This window comes from Novosphingobium sp. ZN18A2, assembly GCF_036784765.1.
GTDB lineage: Bacteria > Pseudomonadota > Alphaproteobacteria > Sphingomonadales > Sphingomonadaceae > Novosphingobium.
The window spans coordinates 743,778-766,683 of record NZ_CP136651.1 but is presented as its reverse complement, the minus strand read 5'-3'; the positions used below and the strand labels follow the sequence as shown (position 1 = coordinate 766,683).

Here is a 22,906-nt window from a genome sequence, read left to right as displayed (position 1 = left end):
ATGGATATCCGACCTGCGGCGCGCGCAATGCAGAAGGGCTGCTTGTGGATCGGCGCGGTTTGCGCGCTGGCCAGCGCCGTGCCCGCGCTGGCGAAAAAGCATCCGCCCGAAGGCTTTGCCCCCACCCTGCCCGCGCCCGCGCCGCCGCCCGCCGCCAACGGATCGATCTTCCGCGCGGACGCAGGCTATGCCGCGCTGGTGGAAGGCACCCGCGCGCGCCGCGTGGGCGATCCGCTGACCATCGTGCTGGTCGAACAGACCACCACCAGCAAGTCCGCGGGCAGCAAGACCGGCAAGAGCGGCGGCTTTTCGATCGCCCCGCCAACCGCCGGGCTGCTTTCGTTCCTGAACCCCGACGCCCTTAAAGCTTCGGGCACATCGTCGTTCAACGGATCGGGCAACGCCACGCAGACCAGCACGCTTGCCGGCGCGCTGGCGGTGACGATTGCCGCAGTCCGCGCGAACGGAACCGCGCTCGTCAAAGGGGAAAAACGCTTGTTGCTCAGCCAGGGCCAGGAATGGGTGCAGTTTTCGGGGATCGTGCGGCTTGCCGATATCGATGCCGATAACCGCATGCGTTCCACCCAGGTGGCGGACGCGCACATCGAATATTCGGGCAACGGATCGATCCAGCGCGCCAGCCGGCGCGGATGGCTTTCGCGCTTCTTTTCCATAATCAACCCGTTCTGAGGGAGCCGCGCGATGCATAGCACCTTCCCCCGCATCCGCCAGCGCCGCCGCAATGCATGGCGGGAAATCGCGATGGGCCTTGTCCTGTTCGCGATTGCCGCGCTGGTCTGCGCGCCCGCCGCCCGTGCCGAACGCGTGCGCGACCTTGGCACCTATCAGGGCGTGCGCACCAACCAGTTGACCGGATACGGCATCGTCGTGGGTCTTTCGGGCACGGGCGACGACAACCTGGAATACCTGACGCAGGCCATGCGCGGGGTTTCCGGGCGGCTGGGTGTGCAATTGCCGCCGGGCGTGTCGCCGGGGCTGAAGAACGCGGCGGCGGTGATGATTACCGCGGACCTGCCCGCCTTCGCCAAGCCCGGCCAGCATATAGACGTGACCGTTTCCGCCATCGGCAAGGCCAAGTCGCTGCGCGGCGGGGCGCTGGTGCTGGCGCCGCTTTATGGCGCGGACGGCCGGATCTATGCGATGGCGCAGGGCAATCTTGCGGTCGGCGGGCTGGGCGTTTCGGCCAAGGACGGATCACAGATGACGGTCAACGTCCCCACCGTGGGCCGGATCGACGGCGGCGCCAGCGTGGAACGCGCGGTCGCCACCGGGTTCGACACCGCGCCGTCGCTCAAATGGAACCTCTATACCGCCGATTTCCTTACCGCCGCGCGGGTGCGCGACGCGATCAACCGCGCCTTTCCCGGCACCGCGACGGTGGTGGACGGCGTTACTCTTTCGCTGGTGCTGCCGCCCGCCGCCGATGCCCGCGCGACGCGCATGGCCGCGATCGAGATGATCGACGTCTCTCCGGCCGAAAGTGCCGCGAAAGTCATCGTCAACAGCCGCACCGGCACCGTTGTCATCAACAGCGCTGTGCGGCTTTCGCCCGCCGCGATCAGCCACGGCAAGCTGGTGGTGAAAATTGACGAGAATCCGCAAGTCTCGCAGCCCGCGCCGTTCAGCCGGGGCCAGACCACTGTGGTGCCCGACAGCCAGCTTTCGGTAGAGGAACGGGGCGATCACGTCGCGCTGTTCAGGCCCGGCGCAAGCCTTGCCTCGCTGGTCGACGCGCTGAACAAGCTGGGCGTGTCCCCCTCGGACCTCGTGGCGATACTGGAAGCGCTGAAAGAGGCGGGCGCGCTGCGCGCCGAGATGGTGGTGATATGACCGGCTTCGCACCGCTTTCCGCCAGCGGCCCGGCCATCGATCCGGCGCTGGGCGACCGCGCGAAGCTGAAGCAGGCGGCAACCGCCTTCGAAGCGATCTTCGTGCGCCAGATGCTGGCCGCCGCGAACAAGGCCGGTTTCGGAGACGACCTGTTCGGCAGCCAGGCGCAGGACACCTTTCGCCAGATGCAGGACGAACGCTTTGCAGACATCGCCGCGCAGCGCGGCGCGCTGGGCCTTGCCGCGCAGATAGAGGCCCAGCTTGGCGCACATATCGGCGCGCCGCCGGACAAGGGAGCCTGACCCGTGGCATCGGACCTTCTTTCCATCGCCGCGTCGGGCGCGAAGGCGGCACGCGCCGCGCTTGACGTTACTTCGCAGAACATCGCCAACGCATCGACCGAAGGCTATGTCCGGCGGTCCGCCAGCCTTGAGGAAGTGGCCGGTTCGGGCAGCATCGGGCGAATCGGCGACATCTCGCTTTCGGGCGTGCGCGTGGCGGGCATCACCCGCAATGCCGATGCCTTCCGCCAGGCCGAAGTGCGCCGCACCGGCAGCGACCTTTCGCGCGCCGATGCAGAGCTTTCCGGCCTTGAAGACGTGCAGTCCGCGCTGGAGCAATCGAACCTTTACGACAGCATCACCGGATTCGAAGCCTCGCTTTCGCAGCTGGCGCAAGACCCGACGGACGGGTCGCTGCGCGCCGCCGCCATCGAGGCGACGCGCAGCATGGCCGACACCTTCAACCTCGCCTCGCAGGGACTGGACGCGGCGGGCAGCGGCTTGCAGTTCGAAGCGGCGGACGGGGTGGCCAACGTCAACACGCTGGCCGCCGAACTGGCGCGCACGAACCTGCGCCTTTCGCGCGCGGCCGATGCCGGCAGCGACCGGGCCACGCTGCTCGACCAGCGGGACCAGCTGCTCAAGCAGATGAGCGACATTGCCGGGATCGCCACCACCTTTTCCCCCACCGACGGCACGGTGCAGGTCCAGCTGGGCGATGCCGGCGGGCCGGTTCTGGTGAACGGCGGCAACGCGGCCACGCTGTCCTCCACCACGGCGGCGGACGGCACGCTTTCGTTCGACGTGGGTGGATCGGCGGTCGCGCTGTCTTCGGGGTCGCTGGCCGGGCAAGGGCTGGCGCTGGCAAGGATCGCGCAGGTTCGCACCGATCTCGACGGGCTGGCCGCATCGGTCACGACCACGGTCAACGCCGCTCAGGCGAACGGCGCGGCGCTTGACGGCAGCGCCGGGCAGCCGCTTCTTTCCGGCACCACCGCCGCAACAATCGCGCTTGCCACCGGCGATGGCGGCGCGATTGCCACCGCGCCCGCGGGATCGCCCGCCGGAAGCCGTGACACAGGCAACCTTGCCGCGATGCGCAGCGCGCTTTCCGCCGCCGATCCGGCGGGCGGGATGGATGCGATCCTGTTCGGCGTATCCTCCACCGTCGCGGCGCGCACCACCACGCGCGATGCGCTTTCGGCCATAGCGGGCACCGCCACGGCCGCGCTCTCCGCGCAGGCGGGCGTCGATCTCGATGCCGAGGCGGCGAACCTGGTGCGTTTCCAGCAGGCTTTCCAGGCCAACGGCCGCGTGATGCAGGTGGCATCCACGCTGTTCGACACGATGCTGTCCATCAAGTGAGGCACCCCATGACAGGATTTCCGGCATGATCGGCTTCAACACCGCGACCGGGGCGTTTTACGACCGGTCGGTGACAGACATGGCCGCGCTGCGCAAAAACGCGGATGACATGCAGCGCCAGCTTTCAAGCGGGCAAAGGCTGGCCCGCTCGTCAGACGATCCGGTAGCCGCATCGCGCCTGCGCGCGCTTTCGCGGGCGGAAAAGCTGGGCACGATAGACAGCGCCGCCGCCGACAGGGCGCAAACCGACCTGTCGCTGACCGATGACGCGCTGCAAGGCTTCGCCGACACGATCACGCGCGTGCAGGAACTGGCGACGCAGGCCGCCAACGATACGCTTGGCGATGCGCAGCGCGCCGCGATCGGAACGCAGATAGACCAGCTTCACGACCAGCTTGTCCAGCTTGCCAACAGCCGCGACAGCACGGGCAACGCGCTGTTCGGCGGACAGGCGGCGGGCGATGCCTATACGATCGACGGCAATGGCAACGCCGCTTACGCCGGCACCGCGACCAGTGGCGAACTGACGCTGGGCGGCGGGCAGGCGGTGACGCGCGGATTGACCGGGCCGGAAGCGCTCGGCCCGGATGCGACGGGCCTTCTGGCGACGGTAAAGGGGCTGGCCGATGCCTTGCAGGGCGGCGCGGCCGATCCGCAGGCGGCGGCCAGGGCAGTGCTTTCCCCGCTGGGCCGCGCACTGGACAGCGTGGCCACCGCGCAGACCGTGGTGGGCGCGCGCCTGAACTTCATCGACATGGCGAACCAGCACCGCGCCGCCGTGGACGACCTGCGCGCCGGCGAACGCAGCGAAATCGGCGATACGGACATCACCGGCACCGTGGCGCGGTTGCAGCAGACGATGCTGGTGCTCGAAGCCAGCCAGGCCAGCTTCACGAGGCTTTCCGGCCTTTCGCTGTTCAACGCGATCGGCTGACCGCGCGCGCCAAAGCGCGCACACCAACCGGGGGACCAGAATAATGTACGCCGCGATCGGCATCGTCATCCTTATCGTCATGGTGTTCGGCGGCTTCGCCTTTACCGGCGGCGCGCTCGGCCCGGTGATGGAGGCCATTCCGCACGAGATGCTGATCATCGGCGGCGCGGCGGTGGGGGCGCTTGTCACCGGCAATTCGCTGCACGAACTGAAGGCCATCGGCGGCGGCTTCGGCAAGGTGTTCAAGGGGCCGAAGCATTCGAAGCAGGACCATGTCGACGCGATCGCGCTGACCACGAAGCTGATGAAGATCCTGAAGGCGGACGGGCCGGTGGCGCTGGAAAGCCATGTCACCGATCCTGCCGGTTCCCCCGTCTTCGCCGAATATCCCCGCCTTCTGGCCAACAAGCCGCTGACCGCGCTGGTCTGCGACACGCTGACGCTGATCGTGGTTTCATCGGGCACGCTTGAGGTTCACGCGGTGGAAGAGGTGATGGACAACGCGATGAAAACCACCTTCCACGAAATGCACGAACCCCAGCACGCGCTGCAGAACCTGGCCGACGCGCTGCCCGCGCTGGGCATCGTCGCCGCCGTGCTGGGCGTGGTGAAGACGATGGGATCGATCGACAAGCCGCCCAGCATCCTGGGCGGCATGATCGGTTCGGCGCTGGTCGGCACCTTCATGGGCGTGCTGCTGGCCTATGGCATCGTCGCCCCGATGGCCGGGCGGCTGAAGCAGGTGGTGGAACAGGACGAGATGATCTTTCATGCAGTCAAGCAGGTGGTGATCGCCAGCCTGCACGGCTGGCCGCAACCGCTGGTGGTGGAAAGCGCGCGGTCCGGGCTTGGTCATGCGTTCCGCCCCGGCCTCAACGAACTGCTCGACGCGCTTCGCGGCAAGTAACGGGAGCGCGATGCAATGGCCGCGAGGAAGAAAGAGCAGGACCGCACGGAACCGCCCGCACCGATCATCGTCAGGAAAGTGACGGTGGTGGAAGGCGGGCATCACGGCGGCGCGTGGAAGGTTGCCTATGCCGACTTCGTGACCGCGATGATGGCGTTCTTCCTGCTGCTGTGGCTGCTGGGCGCGACAAACGAGAAACAGCGCAAGGGGCTGGCCGATTACTTCACGCCCACGCTGGTGAAGCTGAAACAGGAAAGCGCGGGATCGAACGGGCTGCTGGGCGGATCATCCATCACCGATGTGGATAATTATCCTAATCGAGCGGGCCAGACCGGCACAAAATCGCTCACCTTCCCGCGCGACGCGACCGGCGGGCCGAAAGAAGGCGGATCGGCGATGAAGCGGCGGCAAAGCCTTGAGGCGAAGCTGAGCGAAAAGCTGAAGGCCAGTGCCACGCTGCGGCGGCTTACGCGCCAGGTCCGCCTGGTCGATACCACCCAGGGCTTGCGGATCGACCTTGTCGATAACGCCGATTTTTCCATGTTCCGCCTTGGCACCACGCTGCTGACCCCGGACGCGACCGAACTGCTGATGGCGATTGCCCAGTCCGTTTCGGACGACAGCGCCGGGCTGACGATCCGCGGCCACACCGATTCCGTGCCGTGGAAGCAGGGCGCGGGGGCAAACAACTGGTCGCTTTCCGCGGGCCGCGCCGAAGCGACCCGGCAGGCGCTGATGCGCGACGGCATTCCCGCTGCCCGCTTCCGCCGCATAGAAGGCGTGGCCGATCGCGAATTGCTGGTAAAGGACAACCCCGCAGACCCGCGCAACCGCCGGATTTCGATCACGCTGCTGGACTAGGCGCCGCTGGCGACCCTTCGCGGCGATGCCGAAGATCATCGCTCCGCTGCGTGACCGTGCCGATGATGCAGGTCGGGATAGTGCGGATGGCGATGCACCATCGGGGCGTGGCGGTGCCAGTGCGTGTGCGGCTCACCCGCGGGATCGTCCGGCCCGTGATCGTGCTGGTGGTGGCTGTCGTGGACGTGGCGGTGTTCGTGTTCCAGCGCATCGTGGGCGTGTTCGTGGTCATGGCTTTCGGCCAGATGCAGGTAGAGGCCCACACCCATCAGGATCGCGGCGATCGCCAGCCGCGCTGTCACCGGCTCATGGAACAGCAGCAACGCAAGCGCGGTGCCGATGAACGGCGCGGTCGAGAAATAGGCGCCCGTCCGCGCCGTTCCCAGATGGCGCAGCGCGAGGACGAACAGCACAAGGCTGACCCCATAGCCCATGAAGCCCACAAGTCCCGCTCCGCCCAATGCCCCGGCAGCGGGCAAGGACGCTCCGTTGGCGAGCGCCAGGGCGAGGTTGACCGCGCCCGCGACCAGTCCCTTGATCGCCGCGATCTGGGTGGGGTCCGCGGACGAAAGCTTGCGGGTCAGGTTGTTGTCTATGCCCCATGCGATACACGCGCCGACGATGGCCAGTGCGCCCGGTCCCACCCCCGCTCCGCCGCCGCGCCATGAAAGCAGCATCGCCCCGGCAAGGATCGCGGCAGCGCCGGCCAGCAAGCGCCGGTCCACGTTCTCATGGAACACGATCCACGCGATGCCCATCGTCGCCAGCCCCTCGACATTGAGCAGCAGGGCCGCGGACGAGGCTGGCGTGGTGAGCAGGCCGACCATCAGCAGAAGCGGCCCGACAACGCCGCCGCTCAACACCACAAGCGCAAGCCACGGCAGGTCCGAACGGCGCAAGGGCGCCTCGCTGGCGGGAACGCCCAGGGCGCTTCGGAACAGCAACGCCGCGCCCAGTCCAACGCCGGACCCGAGATAGAGCAGCCCGGCAAGCAGCCATGCATCGACGCCTTGGCCAAGCAGCAGCTTGGCAAGCGGCGTGCTGGCCCCGAACAGCGCCGCCGAGACGAGCGCCATCGGTGCACCGGGCCATGACAGGCCCGATTTCAGCCTGCCCCGCATGGCCGCTCGACAATCAGTGTGCCGGTCATCATGGCATCGCGATACGCCGCGACGCGGACGTTGGCTAGCGCAGTTGCCCGTTTCCAGGGGCGTCCGGCATTACCCGGTCAAAGCCCCAGAACGCGCTTGGCCAGGATGTTGCGCTGGATTTCGTTCGATCCGGCATAGATCGATCCGGCCCGCTCGTTGAAATAGCGCAGCGGAGCGACGGCTTCCCACGCCTCTCCGATCTGGCCGCCGTCGGTCGGCGGCGTATAGTTCTGCACTTCGGCGCCGGGCCGCGTGGCGTGCGGCTGGTAAACGGTGCCGGTCGTGCCCGCCGCGCGAAAGGCAAGCTCGGTCAATTCCTGCGCCAGTTCGGTGCCCATGATCTTCATCATCGACGAAAGCGCGCCGACAGAGCCATCGTCGCGCGCGCCCGACACCAGCTTGAATTCAAGCACTTCCAGCACGTCTATACGGATCATCGCGCGGGCCAGCCGGCTGGCGAACAAGGGATCGTCCAGCAAGGCCCCCTCGGGCGTCTGCGCCTTCGCCGCCTCTTCGCGCAGCGTTTCCGCGCGCACCTTAAGGCCGGGGGCATAACTGTGCCCGCGCTCGAACTCGAGAAGGTACTTGGCCACGGTCCAGCCATCGTCGACCGCGCCGATCACGTTCGTCTTCGGCACGCGCACATCGGTGAAGAACACCTGGTTCTGCACCGTTTCGCCCGATGTCATGACCAGCGGACGAACCAGCACGCCCGGCGTCGTCATGTCGACAAGCAGGAACGTGATGCCCTGCTGCGGACGCCCGCCCTTGCTGGTGCGGACAAGGCTGAACATCCAGTTGGCTTCCTGCGCGTGCGTGGTCCAGATCTTCGACCCGTTGAGCACGAAGTCGTCTCCGTCGGCCACCGCGCCCATCTGCAGGCTGGCAAGGTCCGAACCTGCCTGCGGCTCGGAATAGCCCTGGCAGAAGAACACTTCGCCGGTCAGGATGCGCGGCAGGAAGAAATCCTTCTGTTCGTCGGTGCCGAAAGCCTGAAGCACGTGGGCGACCATGTGGATGCCCATCGGCGAAACCGGCGGCGCGCCCGCGCGAATACGCTCGCGCTCGAACAGGTAGTGCTGCGCGGGCGTCCAGTCGGTGCCGCCGTGCTCCTTGCGCCAGCCGGGCGCGGCCCATCCCCTTGCGTGGAGCTTTGCCTGCCATTCCATGCCCAGATCGTGATCGGCATAGACGCTGGTCATCAGCGCGCCCGCCGCGCGCAGTTCCGGCGTAAGTTCGGCCTCGAAGAAGGTGCGCGCCTCTTCCGCGAAGGCGAGGTCTTCGGCGCTCCAGTTCAGATCCATTCCATGCTCCCGGCCAATTATTATCATTTCTGATAACAAGCTCGTCGCGCAGCGGCAAGTGTGTTGACAACCCCTTCTTGCCGCTGGCTATCAGCCATGATAAGCATAGCCTATCAAGCGATAGGAAGGTGTAATGGCCCTGCACGATCCCGAACCCCGCACCGCCGGACAGGCACAGGACGAGAATGCAACCCTGGCCGCCGCCGCGAAGAAGGCGGCCGCGCGCGAATGGACCGTCGATTATCGCAACCCGCCCGGCGAACCGGCGCTGCTTGCACCCGATTCGGTGCAATGGCGCGTGTTCCGCAACCAGATCGCGATGGGCGTGGGCGGTGTGGCGGCGGTCCTGCTGGAATTCGCCGATGCCCGCATCCGCAGCGGGGTGTGGGATCATTCGGTCTATCCGGTCGATCCGATCGGTCGATCGCGCCGCACCGGCATCGCGGCGATGGTCGGCGTCTATGGCCCGGCATCGATGGCGCGCAAGGTGATCGCGGGCGTCACACGCATGCACGCGAAAGTATCGGGTGAAACGCCCGACGGCACACCCTACCGCGCGCTTGAACCCGAACTGCTCGACTGGGTCCATGCGACGGCCGGGTATGGCTTCGTAAAGGCCTATCACACTTTCGTGCGCCCGCTTTCGTCCGCTGACCAGAGCCGGTTCTTCGCCGAAGGCCGCGTGGTGGGCGAGCTTTACGGGGTTACGCGCTCCGCCTCTTCGGAGGCCGAATTCATGGAGATGATGGAAGACCTTCTTCCCCGGTTCGAACCGCACCCCATCAACCTGGAATTCCTGAACATCATCGCATCGGGCAAGGCAGCGCCCAGCGTGCCGCGCTTCCTGCATCGCGCGCTTGCACGCGGCGCGGTCTCCATCCTGCCTCCCGTGGTGCGCGAACGTCTGGAACTGGGGCCGGAATGGAACCTGACGTTGCTCGACCGCATGGCGCTGAAGGCGGCGGGCAAGGCGGCGGACCGGCACAAGGACCGCGCCTCTCCCGCGTGGCAGGCGGCAGAGCGCCTTGGCCTGCCCGGAGAATTCGCATGGCTGCCCCCGGCGCGCCAGCAGGCCGTGCTGCAGCAGACCGACGGACTGTTGGCCGCAGAGTAATACCAACCCGCACGGCGGGCGCGAACCGGTAACGCTCGCACCGTGAATGCCTGCGAGCGCGCTGGGCGGCTGCGGTGTCAGCCCGCAAGGCGGCGTGGACGGCTCCGCTATGCCCCGATGATCAGCCGGCTTTGCGTTGCGAAGATGCGCTTGACCAGCAGGACCGTCGCGACCGAAAGCGACAGGATGATGGCATAGACGAAAAGGAACGCCGGCAAGCCTTCCAGATCCCAGCCGAACCGGGCCGCCGTTAACGAAATCGCGGACGCGAAATATCCGTGGACGAGATAAATGCCGAAGCTCAGGTCGCCGATAAACCGGAAATTTCCGGGTATCCTGGCCGAATAGCGCGCCAGAAGGCCAAGAATACCCAGGCCAAGGCAGACCTTTGCCACCATCATCAGCGGATCGACCGGCTGCAGATCGGGCGGCAGGACAGACAGGACGACGGCCGGTACCAGAAACAGGGGCCAACTGCCTGCCAGTACGGGCAGCCAGCGTCGATGATAATGCGACACCGCCATCCCGAGTACATAGGCGGGCAGGTAAAAGACGAATGCCTGGAACGGGTTGTTGTCCAATGGCGGACGCCCGACGTACATGGCCAGCAGGAACAACAGGAAAACAGCCCAATATGCCTGCGGCCTGTCGTCGATCGCCTTGAGTATCGGAGACGACAAATAAATCAGGAATATCATGGGCATGAACCAAAGCGGCCCAAGATGGGTTCCTGTAAGGATCATGTAAACGGTCAGCATGAAATCGCCGTGTATGAAACCAGGCGCATCCAGCTTGGCGCGATCCTTTAGTTCGAAAAGATAAACAAGGATCGCCGGAATCGATATCAATACATAAGGCAGCGCGATATATTTTATCTTGTTATTTATGTAATTCTTATATGAAAAACTCGATATCAATTTCTGGAACAAGAACCCGGCGATAAATACGAAAATCGCATTTACGTGACGGAAATGCAGGTAATTCAATATTCCGTCGTCGCTCGTCAATGCAGACTTTGCATGGGGTGCAAGAACAAGCAGAATGGCCACTGTCCGCATCGCGGGGATGAAGCCGAAGTCCTGGATACGCGGCTGGGCTGCGGCAGGATCGGGCACGGTGGCCGCGGACATTTTCCGTAACGTGCCCAGCGGCATGGATTCCCAGCCCACCGGCGCGGTTCCGAACGCCTCGTCGAGCGCCATGATCGCCTCGACATACATCAGCGAGTCCCCGCCAAACTCGCGGAACGTCGCATCGTCGCCAACCGCGTCGGTCCGGGCCGCTTGTGCCAGGACGGCGGCATAGGTCGCCATCGGATCGCCGTCAGGCGAAGCCGGGCCATCGCCGGATACGCCGGCCAGGATGGACCGATAGTCCGGCTTCCCGCTCGCGAGGCGGGGAATGACCGGCAGGCGAAGCGCGACGACACACTTTGGCGGGAGCTTGTAATGGTCCGCGAAATAGGCGGCGAGCGGCGCGGGATCGCGGTCGCCTTCCACGGCAAGGACCAGCCTTTCGTCATCGCCTGTGGCAACCGTGCTCCAGCCGATCCGGGCGGCCTCCGCTTCCGCCTGGTCGAGCGCGATGCGCCTTCCGAAGAGCTTGATGAACCGCCTTTTGCGCCCGGTGATGCGGAACATTCCCGGTCGGACCATCTCGGCAAGGTCGCCGGTCACGAGCCGGTCGATGTCCCTGCCCCGGGCCAGATCGCCCCGGTCCGAGGCATAGCCCATCATCACATTCGGCCCGCGATAAACCAGTTCGCCCGCCTTGTCCGCGGGCGCCCCGGTTTGCGGATCGACCAGTTCGAAAGAGCCGCCCGGGATCGGCTGGCCTATGCAATCGGGATACCGGGCGAGCTGCTCCGGCGGGACGTAGGCCATGCGCGCGGTCGCCTCGGTCTGTCCGTACATGACGAAAAACCGCAGGTTCCGCGCTTCGGCGGCAACGCGGACCCGTTCGACCAGTTCCGGGGCAAGCCGTCCGCCGGCTTGCGTCAACAGGCGCATCGACGGCGGCAGATCGTCCAGAAGACCCGACGCAAGAAGCAGTTCATAGGTATAGGGCACGCCTGCCAGCGTGGTCGCTTCGCACCGGCCGGCGATGCGGAGGAATTCCGGATCGGTGACCGAACGGTTGGTGAGCGCTATGCTGGCGCCCGACGCAAGGCGGGAATGCAGCACCGACAAGCCGTAGGAGTAATAGGGCGGCAGCGTGGTAATAGCGCAGTCCCGCGGGCAAATCCCCAGATACGCGGCAATCGAGCGGGCGTTGGCGTCAAGATTGGCATCTGAAAGCCGGACCAGCTTGGGGCTGCCGGTCGACCCCGAGGTTGACAGCATCACGGCAAGATCGGGATGAAGCCCGGTATTCGGACCGGCATCCGCCTCTATCAGCCCATCGCTGTGCGACACCATCAGGTCGGGCCGATACGTTTCGACGAGCAGGTCCAGGTCGCGGATATTGCCCGGCGCGGTCAGAATGATCGCGTGCCCGGCCCTCAACGCCCCCAGGTAGGCTGCGACGGCCGGTATGCTGTTGTCGATTTCCATGACGACAAGCCGGCGCGCACCGCAAGCGAAGCCCGCGTTGTCGGCCATCCGGGCAAGATCGACATAGCTGACGCTCTCCCCCGCTTCGCCCTTGAGCGCAACGTTGTCTCCGAACCGTTCCAGATCGTGCCAGAACCGATGCTGGCCGCCGCTTGCCCCCGGCTCATCTCCTGCCGGGATCGGCGGAGCCCTGTCCGCCAATTGGCTGGCCTTGTCGAAAAATAACATCAATCAAGTCTCGGTCGCGATTCCATATATCGCTTTTTGCTTATTTCCGTCGAAGAATGGGACGGTTACATTGTTGCGTCTTGTCAAAGCGGGGCAAGCGATAAGAAGGCGATACCCCTTTCGGGCAGGCACCGGGATACAGCGTCACCATGTATGGGTACGTCGCGCCCCGCCGGCACAGCGCGTGCGAACCGGCCAGAGGCGGCTCAATGGGCGCCGGCTCGATTGGAGCCGAGGCAAAGTGCGCAAATGAAGGTGGTGCCGCTTACTGGACTCGAACCAGTGACCCTCGCATTACGAATGCGATGCTCTACCAACTGAGCTAAAGCGGCGCGCTTTATCGGGTTCCCCCGTGGGCAGGGGGGGCGTTTACAGGCGCGGGCGGACAAGCGCAATCGCTTTTCGCATTTGCGCCGGATCGCCCCGTCGCCGCCGCGCTTTTGCTTTGGGTCGTGCATGGCACGCGCCTGACCGCTGGCGGCAAACTAGTTTCATTTGACACCATTTTCACAACCTGCGATACTCCCGGTGACAGCGCGACGCCTGCGGCGATTCCGCGCGCCCGTTTGCACAAACACCACCTGCCCGAGAAGGATGCACCCATGGCCGATCTGTTCGAAAACCCGCTGGGCCTGGACGGTTTCGAATTCATAGAGTTCTCCGCCCCGGAAAAGGGCGTTCTGGAACCCGTGTTCGAGGCGATGGGCTTCACCCGCGTCGCGCGCCACCGGTCAAAGGACGTGGATCTGTGGCGACAGGGCGAGATCAACCTGATCGCCAATTACGAACCGCGCAGCCCCGCCGCCTATTTCGCGGCCGAACACGGCCCTTCGGCGTGCGGCATGGGCTGGCGCGTGCGCGATGCGGCAAAGGCCTATGACCAGGCGATAGAGCGCGGGGCCGAACCGGTCGAGGTGAAGACCGGCCCGATGGAACTGCACCTGCCCGCCTTTCGCGGCATCGGTGGGTCCATCGTCTATCTGATCGACCGCTACGAAGGCGCGGCGCGCGGCGATGACCTTTCCATCTACGACATCGATTTCGTTTACGAGCCCGGCGCGGACCGCCACCCCGAAGGCGCGGGACTGAAGCTGATCGACCACCTTACCCACAATGTCTATGGCGGGCGCATGGCCCACTGGGCCAGCTTTTATGAGCGGATCGCAGGCTTCCGCGAAATCCGCTATTTCGACATCAAGGGCGAATATACCGGCCTCACCAGCAAGGCGATGACCGCGCCCGACGGCAAGATCCGCATTCCGCTGAACGAGGAAGGCAAGGCCGGCGGCGGCCAGATCGAAGAGTTCCTGCGCGCCTACAACGGCGAGGGTATCCAGCACATCGCGTTCTGCTGTGACGATCTGATTGCCACGTGGGACAAGCTGAAAGCCTGCGGCACCCCGTTCATGACGCCGCCGCCCGCGACCTATTACGAGATGCTGGAGGAGCGTCTGCCCGGCCACGGCGAGCCGGTGGAGGAATTGCAGACGCGCGGCATCCTGCTCGACGGGTCGACCGAAAAGGGCGATCCGCGCCTTTTGCTCCAGATCTTTTCCGAAACGATGATCGGCCCGGTTTTCTTCGAATTCATCCAGCGCAAGAAGGATGAGGGCTTCGGCGAAGGGAACTTCACCGCGCTGTTCGAGTCCATGGAACGTGACCAGATGCGCCGCGGCGCATTAGGCGCGAAGGAGGCAGAGGAGACGGGAGCATGACCACCACGGCCCCCACGCTCGGCGGCGTCCACCACGTGGCCTATCGCTGCAAGGACGCGAAAGAGACGGTCGAGTTCTACGAGCGCGTGCTCGGCATGAAATACACGACCGCTTTCGCGGAGGACTATGTGCCGTCGACCGGCGCATACGATCCATATATGCACATTTTCCTCGATGCCGGGGGCGGCAACGTGCTCGCCTTCTTCGAACTGCCCGGCCAGAAGGACATGGGGCGGGACGAGAACACGCCCGCATGGGTGCAGCACATCGCGTTCAAGGTGGCCGATTTCGAGGCGCTGAAGGCCGCGAAGGCGCATATTGAGGCGCAAGGCATCGACGTGCTGGGACCAACCTTCCACGGCGTGTTCCGCTCTATCTATTTCTTCGATCCCAACGGCCACCGGCTGGAACTGGCCTGCGACATCGGCACCGACGAGCAATACCGGGAACTGGCCCGCGTCGCGCCGCTGATGCTCGACGAATGGAGCCGCACCAAGAAGGCACCGCGCCATGCCGACTGGCTGCACCAGGAACCCGTGGAGGAACGGTGATACGGCTGCACGGATACTGGCGTTCCACCGCATCGTACCGGGTGCGCATCGCGCTGAACCTGAAAGGCGTGGATTACGATCAGGTCACGCATGACCTGCGAACGGGCGAGCAGGCAGCGGACGACTATCGCGAGATCGCCCCGCAAGGGCTTGTCCCCGCGCTGGAGACGGACGGCGGCATCTTCACGCAATCGACAGCGATCATGGAATGGCTGGACGAGGTGTTCCCCGATCCGCCGCTGCTTCCCGCCGATCCGCCGGGCCGGGCGCAAGTGCGCGCGATGGTGGCGCTGGTGGCCTGCGATATCCATCCGCTCAACAACTTGCGCGTGCTGCAATCGCTGCGGCGTGACCTTCACGCGGGCGACCGCGCGGTGAACGAATGGATCGCACGCTGGATCGGCGAAGGCTTTGCCGCGCTGGAACAACAGGTTGCGCGCCGTGGCGACGGTTTCTGCTTCGGCGATGCACCGACGCTGGCGGATTGCTGCCTTGTGCCGCAGGTATTCGGCGCCGAACGGTTCGACGTGAACATGGCGCCCTACCCGCGCCTGCGCGAGATCACCGCGCGGTGCCGCGATCTTCCGGCCTTTGCCGACGCGCATCCCGCCCGCCAGCCAGATGCCGACCCGGTCGCCTGACCGGGCCGGTCACCGCCCTGTTCAGGCCGGCAGCGTCAATTCCTCGAAGCGGGCCATGTGCCAGTCGGCATTGCCGAACTGGCTTTCGATCATCGTCGCGCGCTTGAAGTAATGGCCGATGGCAAGCTCGTCGGTAATGCCGATGCCGCCGTGCGTCTGGATCGCGTTCTGGCCCACGAAACGGGCGCTGCGCGCAACCTTGGCCTTGGCCATGGAAACCGCCGCCTTTCGTGCCGCTGCCGGTTCATCCAGCTTCAGCGTCGCCATCAGCGTCATCGAAGCGATCTGTTCCACCTCGATCATCATGTCCGCCATGCGGTGCTGCAGCACCTGGAACTTGCCGATCGGCTGGCCGAACTGTTTGCGCTGCTTCGAATATTCCAGCGTGCCTTCGTGCAACTTGCGCGTAACGCCGGTCGCCTCGGCGCAGACGCCCACGGTGGCTTCGTCAACGATCCGTTCGATCAGGTCGATCCCGCCCGAAAGCAGCGCCTCGCCGGGGATGGACACGTTTTCGAAATAGACTTCGGACGCGCTGAAGCCGTCCACCGTCCGGTAATCGCGGCGGGTGATGCCCGGCAGGTTCGCATCGATCAGGAACAGGTCCACACCCGCACGTTCGCGGCCCGAACCGCCGGTGCGCGCGGTGACGAGCAGGTGCGACGCCCACGGCGCTGCATAGACGACCGCCTTGTGTCCGCTCAGCACATAGCCCGCGCCGTCCTTTTTCGCGGTGGTCGCGATCGCGGCAAGGTCATACCGGCCCTTCGGCTCGGCATAGGCGAAGGCGATAATCGCATCGCCGCCGATGATCTGCGGGATCACCGCCTCTGCCAGCGGGCCGCCCGCCGCCTTCAGCGCGCCGCCGCCGATCACCGCGGTTTGCAGGTAGGGTTCGATCGCGATGACCTTGCCCATTTCCTCCATGACGATCGCATTTTCCACCGCGCCGCCACCAAGGCCGCCGTGCTCTTCCGAAAACGGCGCGGAAAGCATTCCCAGCTCGGTCGCCAGCGCGCGCCAGACGCCCGGATCGCGCCCTTCGGGACTGGCGATCATCTTGCGGCGCGTTTCGAAGTCGTATGTGTCGGCCAGGAAGCGCGCGAGGGTATCGCGCAGCATTTCCTGCGTTTCTGTATAGCTCAGGTCCATTTCAGGTTCTCTCCGGTCGCGTCAGTTCAAAGACCCAGCACCATCTTGGCGATGATGTTGCGCTGGATCTCGTTCGACCCGCCATAGATCGTGGTCTTGCGCGTGTTGAAATAGGTCGGCGCGGTGCGGTGTGCCCAGTCGGGGCCGATGGGATGTTCGTTGTCCCCTTCCCCGAAGCTGCGGAAATAGGGCGCACCATAGTGGCCCGCCGCTTCGAGCGCGAGTTCGGTCAGCCGCTGCTGGATTTCCGATCCCTTGATCTTGAGCAGGCTCGATTCCGGTCCCGGCGGCTTGCCCGCGGCGGCGCCGGCCAGCGTGCGCAGCTCTGTATATTCCAGCGCGGTCAGGTCCATCTCAAGCTCTGCCACCTTGCGGCGGAAGAACGGATTGGCAAGCAGCGGCTTGTCGCCGTCCATCTCGCCCATCGCGATTTCCTTGATCTTTTCCACGCCGCGCTTGGACGAGGCGACCCCGGCAATGCCGGTGCGTTCGTGCGCGAGAAGGAACTTGGCGCAGGTCCAGCCCTTGTTTTCTTCATAGACGCGGTTTTCGACCGGCACGCGCACGTCTTCCAGCCACACCTCGTTCACTTCGTGCTCGCCGCCCAGCGTGATGATCGGGCGCACGGTGATGCCCGGCGTCTTCATGTCGATCAGCAGGAAGCTGATGCCTTCCTGCATCTTCGCGTCGGGATCGGTGCGGACAAGGAAAAAGCCCCAGTCGGCGTGCTGGGCCATCGTCGTCCAGGTTTTCTGCCCGTTGACCACATAGTGATCGCCATCGCGCACCGCGCGGGTGCGCAGCGATGCAAGGTCAGAGCCGGAGCCGGGTTCGGAATAGCCCTGGCACCACCAGTCTTCGCCCGAAAGGATGCGCGGCAGGTATTTCGCTTTCTGTTCGGGTGTGCCGAAGGTGTAGATCACCGGGCCGACCATCGACAGGCCGAACGGCATCAGGCGGACGCAATCGGCCCGCGCGGTTTCTTCCGACCAGATGAAACGCTGCGTGGCGGTCCAGCCGGTGCCGCCGTATTCCACCGGCCACGCCGGGGCGACCCAGCCCTTCTTGTAGAGAACCTTGTGCCAGGCGAGGAAATCGTCCTTGCCCAGTTCGTCACCCTCGTCCTGCTTGCCGCGCAGTTGCTCAGGATAGTTTTCCTCGATGAAGGTCCGCACTTCCTGCTGGAAGGCAAGATCCTCCGCGCTGAATTCGATGTCCATGATCGTCTCCCGAATGGCATATCGGCTTGTCTCGTTGGGTTGCAAAACAGCACCGATATGGCCGCGATGTCAAAGCAAACCGCCGACTGTCCGGATTCCGTAACGGCAATCAGGTGGCGAGACGGGCAAGCGTTTCGGGATTGTCGATATCGGCGAGCGTGCCGGGCGGCGATTCGACCAGCGCCGCCCCCGCCAGCAACGCCTTTGCCCCCCTGTCTCCCGAAAGCGCGCCAAGTGCCGCAAACCGGTCCGTGGGGAAGATCGCGGGCGGGGAAACCAGCGCGCCCGCGCAAGAGCCGACGGTTCCGCCCTGCGCGCGCCACCTGTCCACCAGCGCCGCGTAATGCGCCGCCGGGACAAGCGGCATATCGGCAAGGCAGATCATCAGCGCCGGTGCGCGCGCCGCTGCGGCAAGGCGCGCGGCCAGCCGCAACGATGCGGCCATGCCCTCGTCCGCCTGCGCGTTCACCACCGGATCGAAACCGGCATCCCGCCAGCCGGGAATGCAGGGATGGCCAAGGCCGCGCACGATCGCCCAGCGCGGCGCGGCGGCAAGTCCGGACAGGGCATTGGCGGCATGAAGCCCCAGCATCGCACCGCGAAAGGGCGCGGCCAGCTTGTCATCCGCGCCGAAACGGGCTGACTGGCCCGCCGCCAGCAGCGCGAGCGCCGGCCCGTTCACGCCGCCCCCTTCCGTCAATCCTGCTGGCCGAGCGTTGCCAGCCAGGCCGCGATCGCCTTGCGCGTGTCGGGCGAACCGACCGCGCCCGCGCCCATCGTCGTGCCCTTCACCATGCCTTGCGGATCGGCCAGGAAGCGTTCGACACTCGCTTCGCTCCACGTGATGCCGCTGGCCTTCATTGCATCGGAATAGGCGAATCCCGGCACCGATCCGGCCTTGCGCCCGATCACGCCGTAAAGCGTTGGCCCCACACCTTTGGGCGCGTCCGCGCCGGCCGCATGGCACGCCGCGCAGGACGCCGCGAAAGCCTGCTTGCCCGCCGAAACGGGATCGCCCGCCGCCGCTTGCGATGGCGCGGCCACGGGCGGATCGCCGGGCTTGCGCACGATGATCTGTTCCACCGGATCGGGCGCCTTCTTCGAACAGGCCGCCAGCGACAGGGCGATCAGAACCACGGCCACGGTCTTGCGCATCGTCCCCTCCTTCACGCGAAGTGATCCATGACCGGCAGCTTGCGGATGCGTTGCCCGGTCGCGGCGAAGATCGCGTTGGTAACGGCGGGCGCCAGCGGCGGCAGGCCCGGTTCGCCCGCACCGCCCAAAGTCTTGGTATCGCCGTTGATGATCTCAACCGCGATATCCGGTGCTTCGTCCATGCGCACCATCAGGTAATCGTTGAAATTGCCCTGCTCCACCGCGCCGTGTTTCAGCGTGATGCCGCTGTAGAGCGCCGTGGTCAGGCCGAAGACGATGCCGCCTTCCATCTGCGCAACGAAACCGTCGGGGTTCATCGCATAGCCGGGATCGGCGCAGCACCACACTTTCGTCACGCGCGGGCGCCCGTCCTTCATCTGCACTTCGGCGACTTCGGCCACGATCGTGCCGAACGACTTGACCAGCGCAATGCCGCGCGCGGTCCCGTCGGGAAGCTTCGATCCCCAGCCCGCCATCCGCGCCACCTTTTCCAGCACCGCCTTGTGGCGCGGAGACTTGCCCAGCATGGCGCGGCGATATTCGAACGGGTCCTGCCCGGCCGCATGGGCCATTTCGTCAACGAAACTTTCGATGAAGAAGCCCTGCTGGCTGTGATCGACCGAACGCAGGCTGCCGAAGCGCAAGTGCGCATCGGCCTCGGCATGGCGGATGGACTTGTTGGCGATATCGTAATGCGGGATGTCCCACGCGCCCGCCGGATCGTGCTTTTGCGTGAATACGTTGTTCCAGCTGAGCGCCTTGCCAGACGCGTCGAGCCCGGCCGAAAAACGGCTGGTATCGGCCGGACGGTAAAAGTCCTGCCGGGTATCTTCCTCGCGCGACCAGATCATCTTCACCGGATAGCCGGTGGCCTTGGCGATTCGCGCGGCCTGCACCGGATAGTCGCTTTCCAGCCTCCGCCCGAACGCCCCGCCCAGATAGAGCTGGTTCACCGTCACGTCGTCATCCGGAATGCCCAGCGCCTTTGCAATCGCGCTGCGCGCCATCAGCGGAACCTGCGTGCTCGTCCACACCTCGCACTTGCCGCCGTGCACCCATGCCGTGCAGTTCATCGGCTCCATCGCGGCGTGGGCGACGAAGGGCACCTGGTATTCGGCCTGCACCTTTTTCGGCGCGGACGCGAAGGCGCGCGGGGCATCGCCGGTGCTGGCAAGCGACTTTCCGCCGCTGTCGCCCGCCTCGTCCAGCGCCTTGCCATAGCGGGCATAGAGCAGCGCGCTGTCGAGCACGTCGCCATCGGTCTTCGAATAGCTGGCGTCTATCGTGTTCAGCGCCTGCTGCGCCTGCCAGTAACCGTCGGCTACGACAGCCACGAAATCGCCCATGTTCAGGATCTGCAGCACGCCGGGCATCGTCCTGGCGGTTTCTGCATTGATCGCCTCTACCTTGGCGCCCGGAACCGGCGCCGCCCTTACCGCCGCGTATTTCAGCGGCTGCCCGTCAATCGCCGCGTCGATGCCGAATACCGCGCTGCCGTTGACCTTGGCGGGAATATCCAGCCGTTTCAGCCCGCGACCCATCAGCTTGTATTGCGATACGTCCTTCAATTTCGGCGTTTGCGGCATGTGCTGGCGCGATGCCGCTTCGGCGAATTCGCCATAAGTGGCGGACTTGCCCGAAGCCTTGTGAGTCAGCATCGCGTTTTCGGCCACGATCTCGCCTGCCGGCACGCCCCATTCGTCCGCCGCCGCGCCGATCAGCATGTGCCGCGCCGCCGCACCGGCAATGCGCATGGTGTGCTGACCCGTCGCGCGAACAGACGAACTGCCGCCGGTGATCAGCGCATCGGCCAGCCGCGAAATTTGCGTGAACGCGCCGTTGTATGTCGGCTCAAGCCAGTCCGGCGCGTCGATCGTGCCGGGAAACATGAATGCGCGCACCATGTCCGGCGCGACATAGAACCCGTCCGCCGGCGCCTGCATCACGCCCACTTTCGCCCAGTCGGCATCCATTTCGTCCGCCAGCATCTGCGCCAGCGTGGTGTGCGCGCCCTGCCCCATCTCGCAATGGGGGACGATCGCGGTAACCGTGTTGTCCGCGTTGACCTTTACCCAGGCGTTGATCAACTGTTCGCCCGGCCCGTTCGCCACGTCGCCGCGCAGCTTGCCCACCGGATTGCCCGGCCGCACCGCAACGCCGACCACCAACGCCCCGCCCGCGACCACGCCCGCGCCGATAAAGCCGCGCCTTGTCCACTTGTTCATGGCTCAGCCCTCCGCGCCGGCGGTTTCGGCAGCGGGCCTTGCGGACGGTGCCGCCTCGATCCCCGCCGCCAGCCTTATCGCCTTGCGGATGCGGCCATACGTGCCGCACCGGCAGATATTGCCCTTCATCGCCGAAACGATCTGGTCGTCGCTGGGCCGCGGCGTATCGCGCAGCAGCGCGGCCGCGCTCATCAACTGGCCCGACTGGCAATAGCCGCACTGCGGCACCTGCGCTTCGATCCATGCCTGTTGCAGCGGGTGCGGCGCGCCATCCGGCCCGGCCAGCCCTTCTATCGTGGTGATCGCCTTGCCGTCCGCTTCGGAAACCGGCGTGGAGCACGAACGGACCGGCTGCCCGTCAAGGTGCACGGTGCAGGCGCCGCACTGGGCGATGCCGCACCCGAACTTCGTGCCCGTCAGCCCAAGCTGTTCGCGCACGACCCACAGGATCGGCGTCGCCGGATCGACGTCAATTTGCCTTGGCTGGCCGTTGATCGTGGTCTGGATCATTGTCCTGTCCTGCTTTCTGGAACGTTGGTGCCGCCTGACCGGTGCCGGGCATGGTGGCGAAATCGGTGGAACGGTGGCGCTCTGCCACTTCGGCAAGGATCGAAAGCGCCAGCGTTTCGGGATCGCGCACCGAATGGAACAGGCCGACCGGCGCGGAAATCCCGGCCAGCGCCGCTTCGCTTGCGCCCAGCGCGCGCAGCGCCCGGCACCGCGTAACGTGGGCCGCCCTGCTGCCCATCGCGCCGATGAAGAAATGCGGTTGGCGCAAGGCGTGCGCTATCAGCGCCGGTTCCCAGTCATGGTCGTGGAACAGGAAGACCTGCGCGGTCCACGGATCGCTTTCAATGGCGCCAGTATCGCGCGGCCCGCGCAACACGCGCGTATCGAACCCGTCGGCATCGAGCTGCGCGGCCAGTTCGCGGTCCGGCGTGGCGACGGCGATTTCCGCGCCCCAGGTCCGTCCCTGACGGGCCAGCCGGTCCACCCCCGCGCCGTGGCCAGCGATCATCAGGCGAACCTGCGGCCAGTGCCCGACCGCCGCGATACCCGTCGCCGGATCGAAGCGCGTCTCGCACCAGCGATTCACAAAGCGTGGCGCATCCGCTTCCGGGCCGAACTCCAGCGCGAAAGGGTGCCTGCCATCCAGTGCGGAGATCGCATTGTGCACCAGCGCGCTGCCCGGTGCCTGCCCGGCCGCCAGCGGCTGGAAATGAAGGTCCACCCCGCCCCCGCAGGGCAAGCGGATATCGATATACCTCGATCCCTGCCCGAAGCGCGTGATGCGCGGCGCGCCCTCGCGGATCGCGGACAGCGCCTCGCCCACCACCGCGCGTTCTATGCAACCGCCCGAAAGCGAACCTGCAAAGCTGCCGTCCTCGCACACCGCCATGTGCGCGCCGGGCGCGCGGGTGGAGGAACCCGTTGCGGAAACAAGCGTGACAAGCGCGACGCGGCGACCATCGCCAAGCGCGCGGTCGAGAAAGGAAAATATACTGCGATTGTCCATCCGCCGCCCCGGCTGCCGCGATCGTCACGTCCTTGATCGGGCAAATGACTATCGCACCTGGGAAAGTCAGGCAATGCGCGCCGAGCGGGCGCTGGTGGCATCGGCATCGCAGGATTCCGCGCGCCGGGCGGGATATCGCGCAACCTCCGCCCGTTCGCAATCCGCATCACCGCGCGTGTCACG

The 22,906-nt window shown here is 65.7% G+C and carries 21 protein-coding genes and 1 tRNA gene; 11 read left to right on the top strand and 11 right to left on the bottom strand.

Features of this window, described 5'->3' with window-relative positions; genetic code table 11:
• The 7 genes from RXV95_RS03705 to RXV95_RS03675 all read left to right on the top strand — a co-directional run bounded on the left by RXV95_RS03705 (nt 1) and on the right by RXV95_RS03675 (nt 6,199).
• Nucleotides 1–690, top strand: a complete 690-nt coding sequence (locus tag RXV95_RS03705; RefSeq protein WP_338467671.1) for a flagellar basal body L-ring protein FlgH — start codon at nt 1–3, stop codon at nt 688–690.
• A 72-nt stretch (nt 691–762) separates the two neighbouring features.
• Nucleotides 763–1,851, top strand: coding sequence for a flagellar basal body P-ring protein FlgI (locus RXV95_RS03700; RefSeq protein WP_338468627.1), 1,089 nt, complete (start codon nt 763–765; stop codon nt 1,849–1,851).
• Nucleotides 1,848–2,153, top strand: a complete 306-nt coding sequence (locus RXV95_RS03695) for a rod-binding protein (RefSeq protein ID WP_338467670.1) — start codon at nt 1,848–1,850, stop codon at nt 2,151–2,153. Before RXV95_RS03700 ends, RXV95_RS03695 begins: the two co-directional genes overlap by 4 nt.
• Before the next feature lie 3 nt (nt 2,154–2,156).
• The gene (gene flgK / locus RXV95_RS03690) at nt 2,157–3,497 is read left to right on the top strand and encodes a flagellar hook-associated protein FlgK (RefSeq protein WP_338467669.1); all 1,341 of its coding nucleotides are present in this window, start codon (nt 2,157–2,159) and stop codon (nt 3,495–3,497) included.
• A 25-nt stretch (nt 3,498–3,522) separates the two neighbouring features.
• Entirely contained in the window at nt 3,523–4,431 is a 909-nt protein-coding gene (gene flgL, locus RXV95_RS03685; RefSeq protein WP_338467668.1) for a flagellar hook-associated protein FlgL, read from the top strand.
• A 43-nt stretch (nt 4,432–4,474) separates the two neighbouring features.
• The gene (motA, locus tag RXV95_RS03680; RefSeq protein WP_338467667.1) at nt 4,475–5,338 is read left to right on the top strand and encodes a flagellar motor stator protein MotA; all 864 of its coding nucleotides are present in this window, start codon (nt 4,475–4,477) and stop codon (nt 5,336–5,338) included.
• A gap of 15 nt (nt 5,339–5,353) precedes the next feature.
• Nucleotides 5,354–6,199 (top strand): flagellar motor protein MotB, encoded by an 846-nt coding sequence (locus RXV95_RS03675; RefSeq protein WP_338467666.1) that lies wholly within the window; start codon nt 5,354–5,356, stop codon nt 6,197–6,199.
• 35 nt (nt 6,200–6,234) lie between these two features.
• Here RXV95_RS03675 and RXV95_RS03670 read toward each other — a convergent pair whose 3' ends face one another.
• Complete coding sequence (locus RXV95_RS03670) at nt 6,235–7,320, bottom strand: EamA family transporter (RefSeq protein WP_338467665.1); 1,086 nt, start codon at nt 7,318–7,320, stop codon at nt 6,235–6,237.
• 107 nt (nt 7,321–7,427) lie between these two features.
• Nucleotides 7,428–8,654 (bottom strand): acyl-CoA dehydrogenase family protein, encoded by a 1,227-nt coding sequence (locus RXV95_RS03665; RefSeq protein ID WP_338467664.1) that lies wholly within the window; start codon nt 8,652–8,654, stop codon nt 7,428–7,430.
• A 133-nt stretch (nt 8,655–8,787) separates the two neighbouring features.
• Here RXV95_RS03665 and RXV95_RS03660 point away from each other — a divergent pair, with 133 nt between their 5' ends.
• Complete coding sequence (locus RXV95_RS03660; protein ID WP_338467663.1) at nt 8,788–9,768, top strand: oxygenase MpaB family protein; 981 nt, start codon at nt 8,788–8,790, stop codon at nt 9,766–9,768.
• A 107-nt stretch (nt 9,769–9,875) separates the two neighbouring features.
• On the opposite strand, the gene RXV95_RS03655 is transcribed toward RXV95_RS03660, so the two are convergent.
• Together RXV95_RS03655 and RXV95_RS03650 are read right to left on the bottom strand one after the other, a co-directional pair.
• Entirely contained in the window at nt 9,876–12,548 is a 2,673-nt protein-coding gene (locus tag RXV95_RS03655; protein WP_338467662.1) for an AMP-binding protein, read from the bottom strand.
• A 256-nt stretch (nt 12,549–12,804) separates the two neighbouring features.
• Nucleotides 12,805–12,880, bottom strand: a tRNA-Thr gene (locus RXV95_RS03650).
• A gap of 270 nt (nt 12,881–13,150) precedes the next feature.
• On the opposite strand from RXV95_RS03650, the gene hppD reads away from it, so the two are divergent.
• The 3 genes from hppD to maiA are packed head-to-tail and all read left to right on the top strand — an operon-like array spanning nt 13,151 to nt 15,455.
• Nucleotides 13,151–14,263: a 4-hydroxyphenylpyruvate dioxygenase gene (gene hppD, locus RXV95_RS03645; RefSeq protein WP_338467661.1), complete on the top strand. Its 1,113-nt coding sequence runs from the start codon at nt 13,151–13,153 to the stop codon at nt 14,261–14,263.
• Nucleotides 14,260–14,814 carry a VOC family protein gene (locus RXV95_RS03640; protein WP_338467660.1) on the top strand — a complete coding sequence of 185 codons (555 nt, stop codon included), beginning with the start codon at nt 14,260–14,262 and terminating at the stop codon, nt 14,812–14,814. Before hppD ends, RXV95_RS03640 begins: the two co-directional genes overlap by 4 nt.
• Nucleotides 14,811–15,455, top strand: coding sequence for a maleylacetoacetate isomerase (maiA, locus tag RXV95_RS03635; RefSeq protein WP_338467659.1), 645 nt, complete (start codon nt 14,811–14,813; stop codon nt 15,453–15,455). Before RXV95_RS03640 ends, maiA begins: the two co-directional genes overlap by 4 nt.
• Before the next feature lie 21 nt (nt 15,456–15,476).
• Here maiA and RXV95_RS03630 read toward each other — a convergent pair whose 3' ends face one another.
• The 7 genes from RXV95_RS03630 to RXV95_RS03600 form a co-directional block, all read right to left on the bottom strand.
• The gene (locus RXV95_RS03630; protein WP_338467658.1) at nt 15,477–16,607 is read right to left on the bottom strand and encodes an acyl-CoA dehydrogenase family protein; all 1,131 of its coding nucleotides are present in this window, start codon (nt 16,605–16,607) and stop codon (nt 15,477–15,479) included.
• A gap of 26 nt (nt 16,608–16,633) precedes the next feature.
• Complete coding sequence (locus tag RXV95_RS03625) at nt 16,634–17,827, bottom strand: acyl-CoA dehydrogenase family protein (RefSeq protein WP_338467657.1); 1,194 nt, start codon at nt 17,825–17,827, stop codon at nt 16,634–16,636.
• A 109-nt stretch (nt 17,828–17,936) separates the two neighbouring features.
• Nucleotides 17,937–18,509 carry an NTP transferase domain-containing protein gene (locus RXV95_RS03620; RefSeq protein ID WP_338467656.1) on the bottom strand — a complete coding sequence of 191 codons (573 nt, stop codon included), beginning with the start codon at nt 18,507–18,509 and terminating at the stop codon, nt 17,937–17,939.
• A 14-nt stretch (nt 18,510–18,523) separates the two neighbouring features.
• Nucleotides 18,524–18,982, bottom strand: a complete 459-nt coding sequence (locus RXV95_RS03615; protein ID WP_338467655.1) for a c-type cytochrome — start codon at nt 18,980–18,982, stop codon at nt 18,524–18,526.
• A gap of 11 nt (nt 18,983–18,993) precedes the next feature.
• Complete coding sequence (locus RXV95_RS03610; RefSeq protein WP_338467654.1) at nt 18,994–21,207, bottom strand: molybdopterin cofactor-binding domain-containing protein; 2,214 nt, start codon at nt 21,205–21,207, stop codon at nt 18,994–18,996.
• Nucleotides 21,208–21,210: 3 nt separating this feature from the next.
• Nucleotides 21,211–21,717, bottom strand: coding sequence for a (2Fe-2S)-binding protein (locus RXV95_RS03605; protein WP_338467653.1), 507 nt, complete (start codon nt 21,715–21,717; stop codon nt 21,211–21,213).
• Nucleotides 21,677–22,723, bottom strand: a complete 1,047-nt coding sequence (locus tag RXV95_RS03600; RefSeq protein ID WP_338467652.1) for an XdhC family protein — start codon at nt 22,721–22,723, stop codon at nt 21,677–21,679. Before RXV95_RS03600 ends, RXV95_RS03605 begins: the two co-directional genes overlap by 41 nt.
• Between the last annotated feature and the right edge of the window lie 183 nt (nt 22,724–22,906).

What these genes read in the sequence shown, in the direction of transcription:
- RXV95_RS03600 (WP_338467652.1), bottom strand. Translation starts at nt 22,723, where the DNA reads ATGGACAATCGCAGTATATTTTCCTTTCTCGACCGCGCGCTTGGCGAT.
- flgL (WP_338467668.1), top strand. Translation starts at nt 3,523, where the DNA reads ATGATCGGCTTCAACACCGCGACCGGGGCGTTTTACGACCGGTCGGTG.
- RXV95_RS03655 (WP_338467662.1), bottom strand. Translation starts at nt 12,548, where the DNA reads ATGTTATTTTTCGACAAGGCCAGCCAATTGGCGGACAGGGCTCCGCCG.
- RXV95_RS03695 (WP_338467670.1), top strand. Translation starts at nt 1,848, where the DNA reads ATGACCGGCTTCGCACCGCTTTCCGCCAGCGGCCCGGCCATCGATCCG.
- RXV95_RS03640 (WP_338467660.1), top strand. Translation starts at nt 14,260, where the DNA reads ATGACCACCACGGCCCCCACGCTCGGCGGCGTCCACCACGTGGCCTAT.
- RXV95_RS03705 (WP_338467671.1), top strand. Translation starts at nt 1, where the DNA reads ATGGATATCCGACCTGCGGCGCGCGCAATGCAGAAGGGCTGCTTGTGG.
- RXV95_RS03670 (WP_338467665.1), bottom strand. Translation starts at nt 7,320, where the DNA reads ATGCGGGGCAGGCTGAAATCGGGCCTGTCATGGCCCGGTGCACCGATG.
- RXV95_RS03605 (WP_338467653.1), bottom strand. Translation starts at nt 21,717, where the DNA reads ATGATCCAGACCACGATCAACGGCCAGCCAAGGCAAATTGACGTCGAT.
- RXV95_RS03610 (WP_338467654.1), bottom strand. Translation starts at nt 21,207, where the DNA reads ATGAACAAGTGGACAAGGCGCGGCTTTATCGGCGCGGGCGTGGTCGCG.
- RXV95_RS03665 (WP_338467664.1), bottom strand. Translation starts at nt 8,654, where the DNA reads ATGGATCTGAACTGGAGCGCCGAAGACCTCGCCTTCGCGGAAGAGGCG.
- motA (WP_338467667.1), top strand. Translation starts at nt 4,475, where the DNA reads ATGTACGCCGCGATCGGCATCGTCATCCTTATCGTCATGGTGTTCGGC.
- RXV95_RS03700 (WP_338468627.1), top strand. Translation starts at nt 763, where the DNA reads ATGGGCCTTGTCCTGTTCGCGATTGCCGCGCTGGTCTGCGCGCCCGCC.
- RXV95_RS03630 (WP_338467658.1), bottom strand. Translation starts at nt 16,607, where the DNA reads ATGGACCTGAGCTATACAGAAACGCAGGAAATGCTGCGCGATACCCTC.
- RXV95_RS03675 (WP_338467666.1), top strand. Translation starts at nt 5,354, where the DNA reads ATGGCCGCGAGGAAGAAAGAGCAGGACCGCACGGAACCGCCCGCACCG.
- RXV95_RS03625 (WP_338467657.1), bottom strand. Translation starts at nt 17,827, where the DNA reads ATGGACATCGAATTCAGCGCGGAGGATCTTGCCTTCCAGCAGGAAGTG.
- RXV95_RS03615 (WP_338467655.1), bottom strand. Translation starts at nt 18,982, where the DNA reads ATGCGCAAGACCGTGGCCGTGGTTCTGATCGCCCTGTCGCTGGCGGCC.
- hppD (WP_338467661.1), top strand. Translation starts at nt 13,151, where the DNA reads ATGGCCGATCTGTTCGAAAACCCGCTGGGCCTGGACGGTTTCGAATTC.
- RXV95_RS03660 (WP_338467663.1), top strand. Translation starts at nt 8,788, where the DNA reads ATGGCCCTGCACGATCCCGAACCCCGCACCGCCGGACAGGCACAGGAC.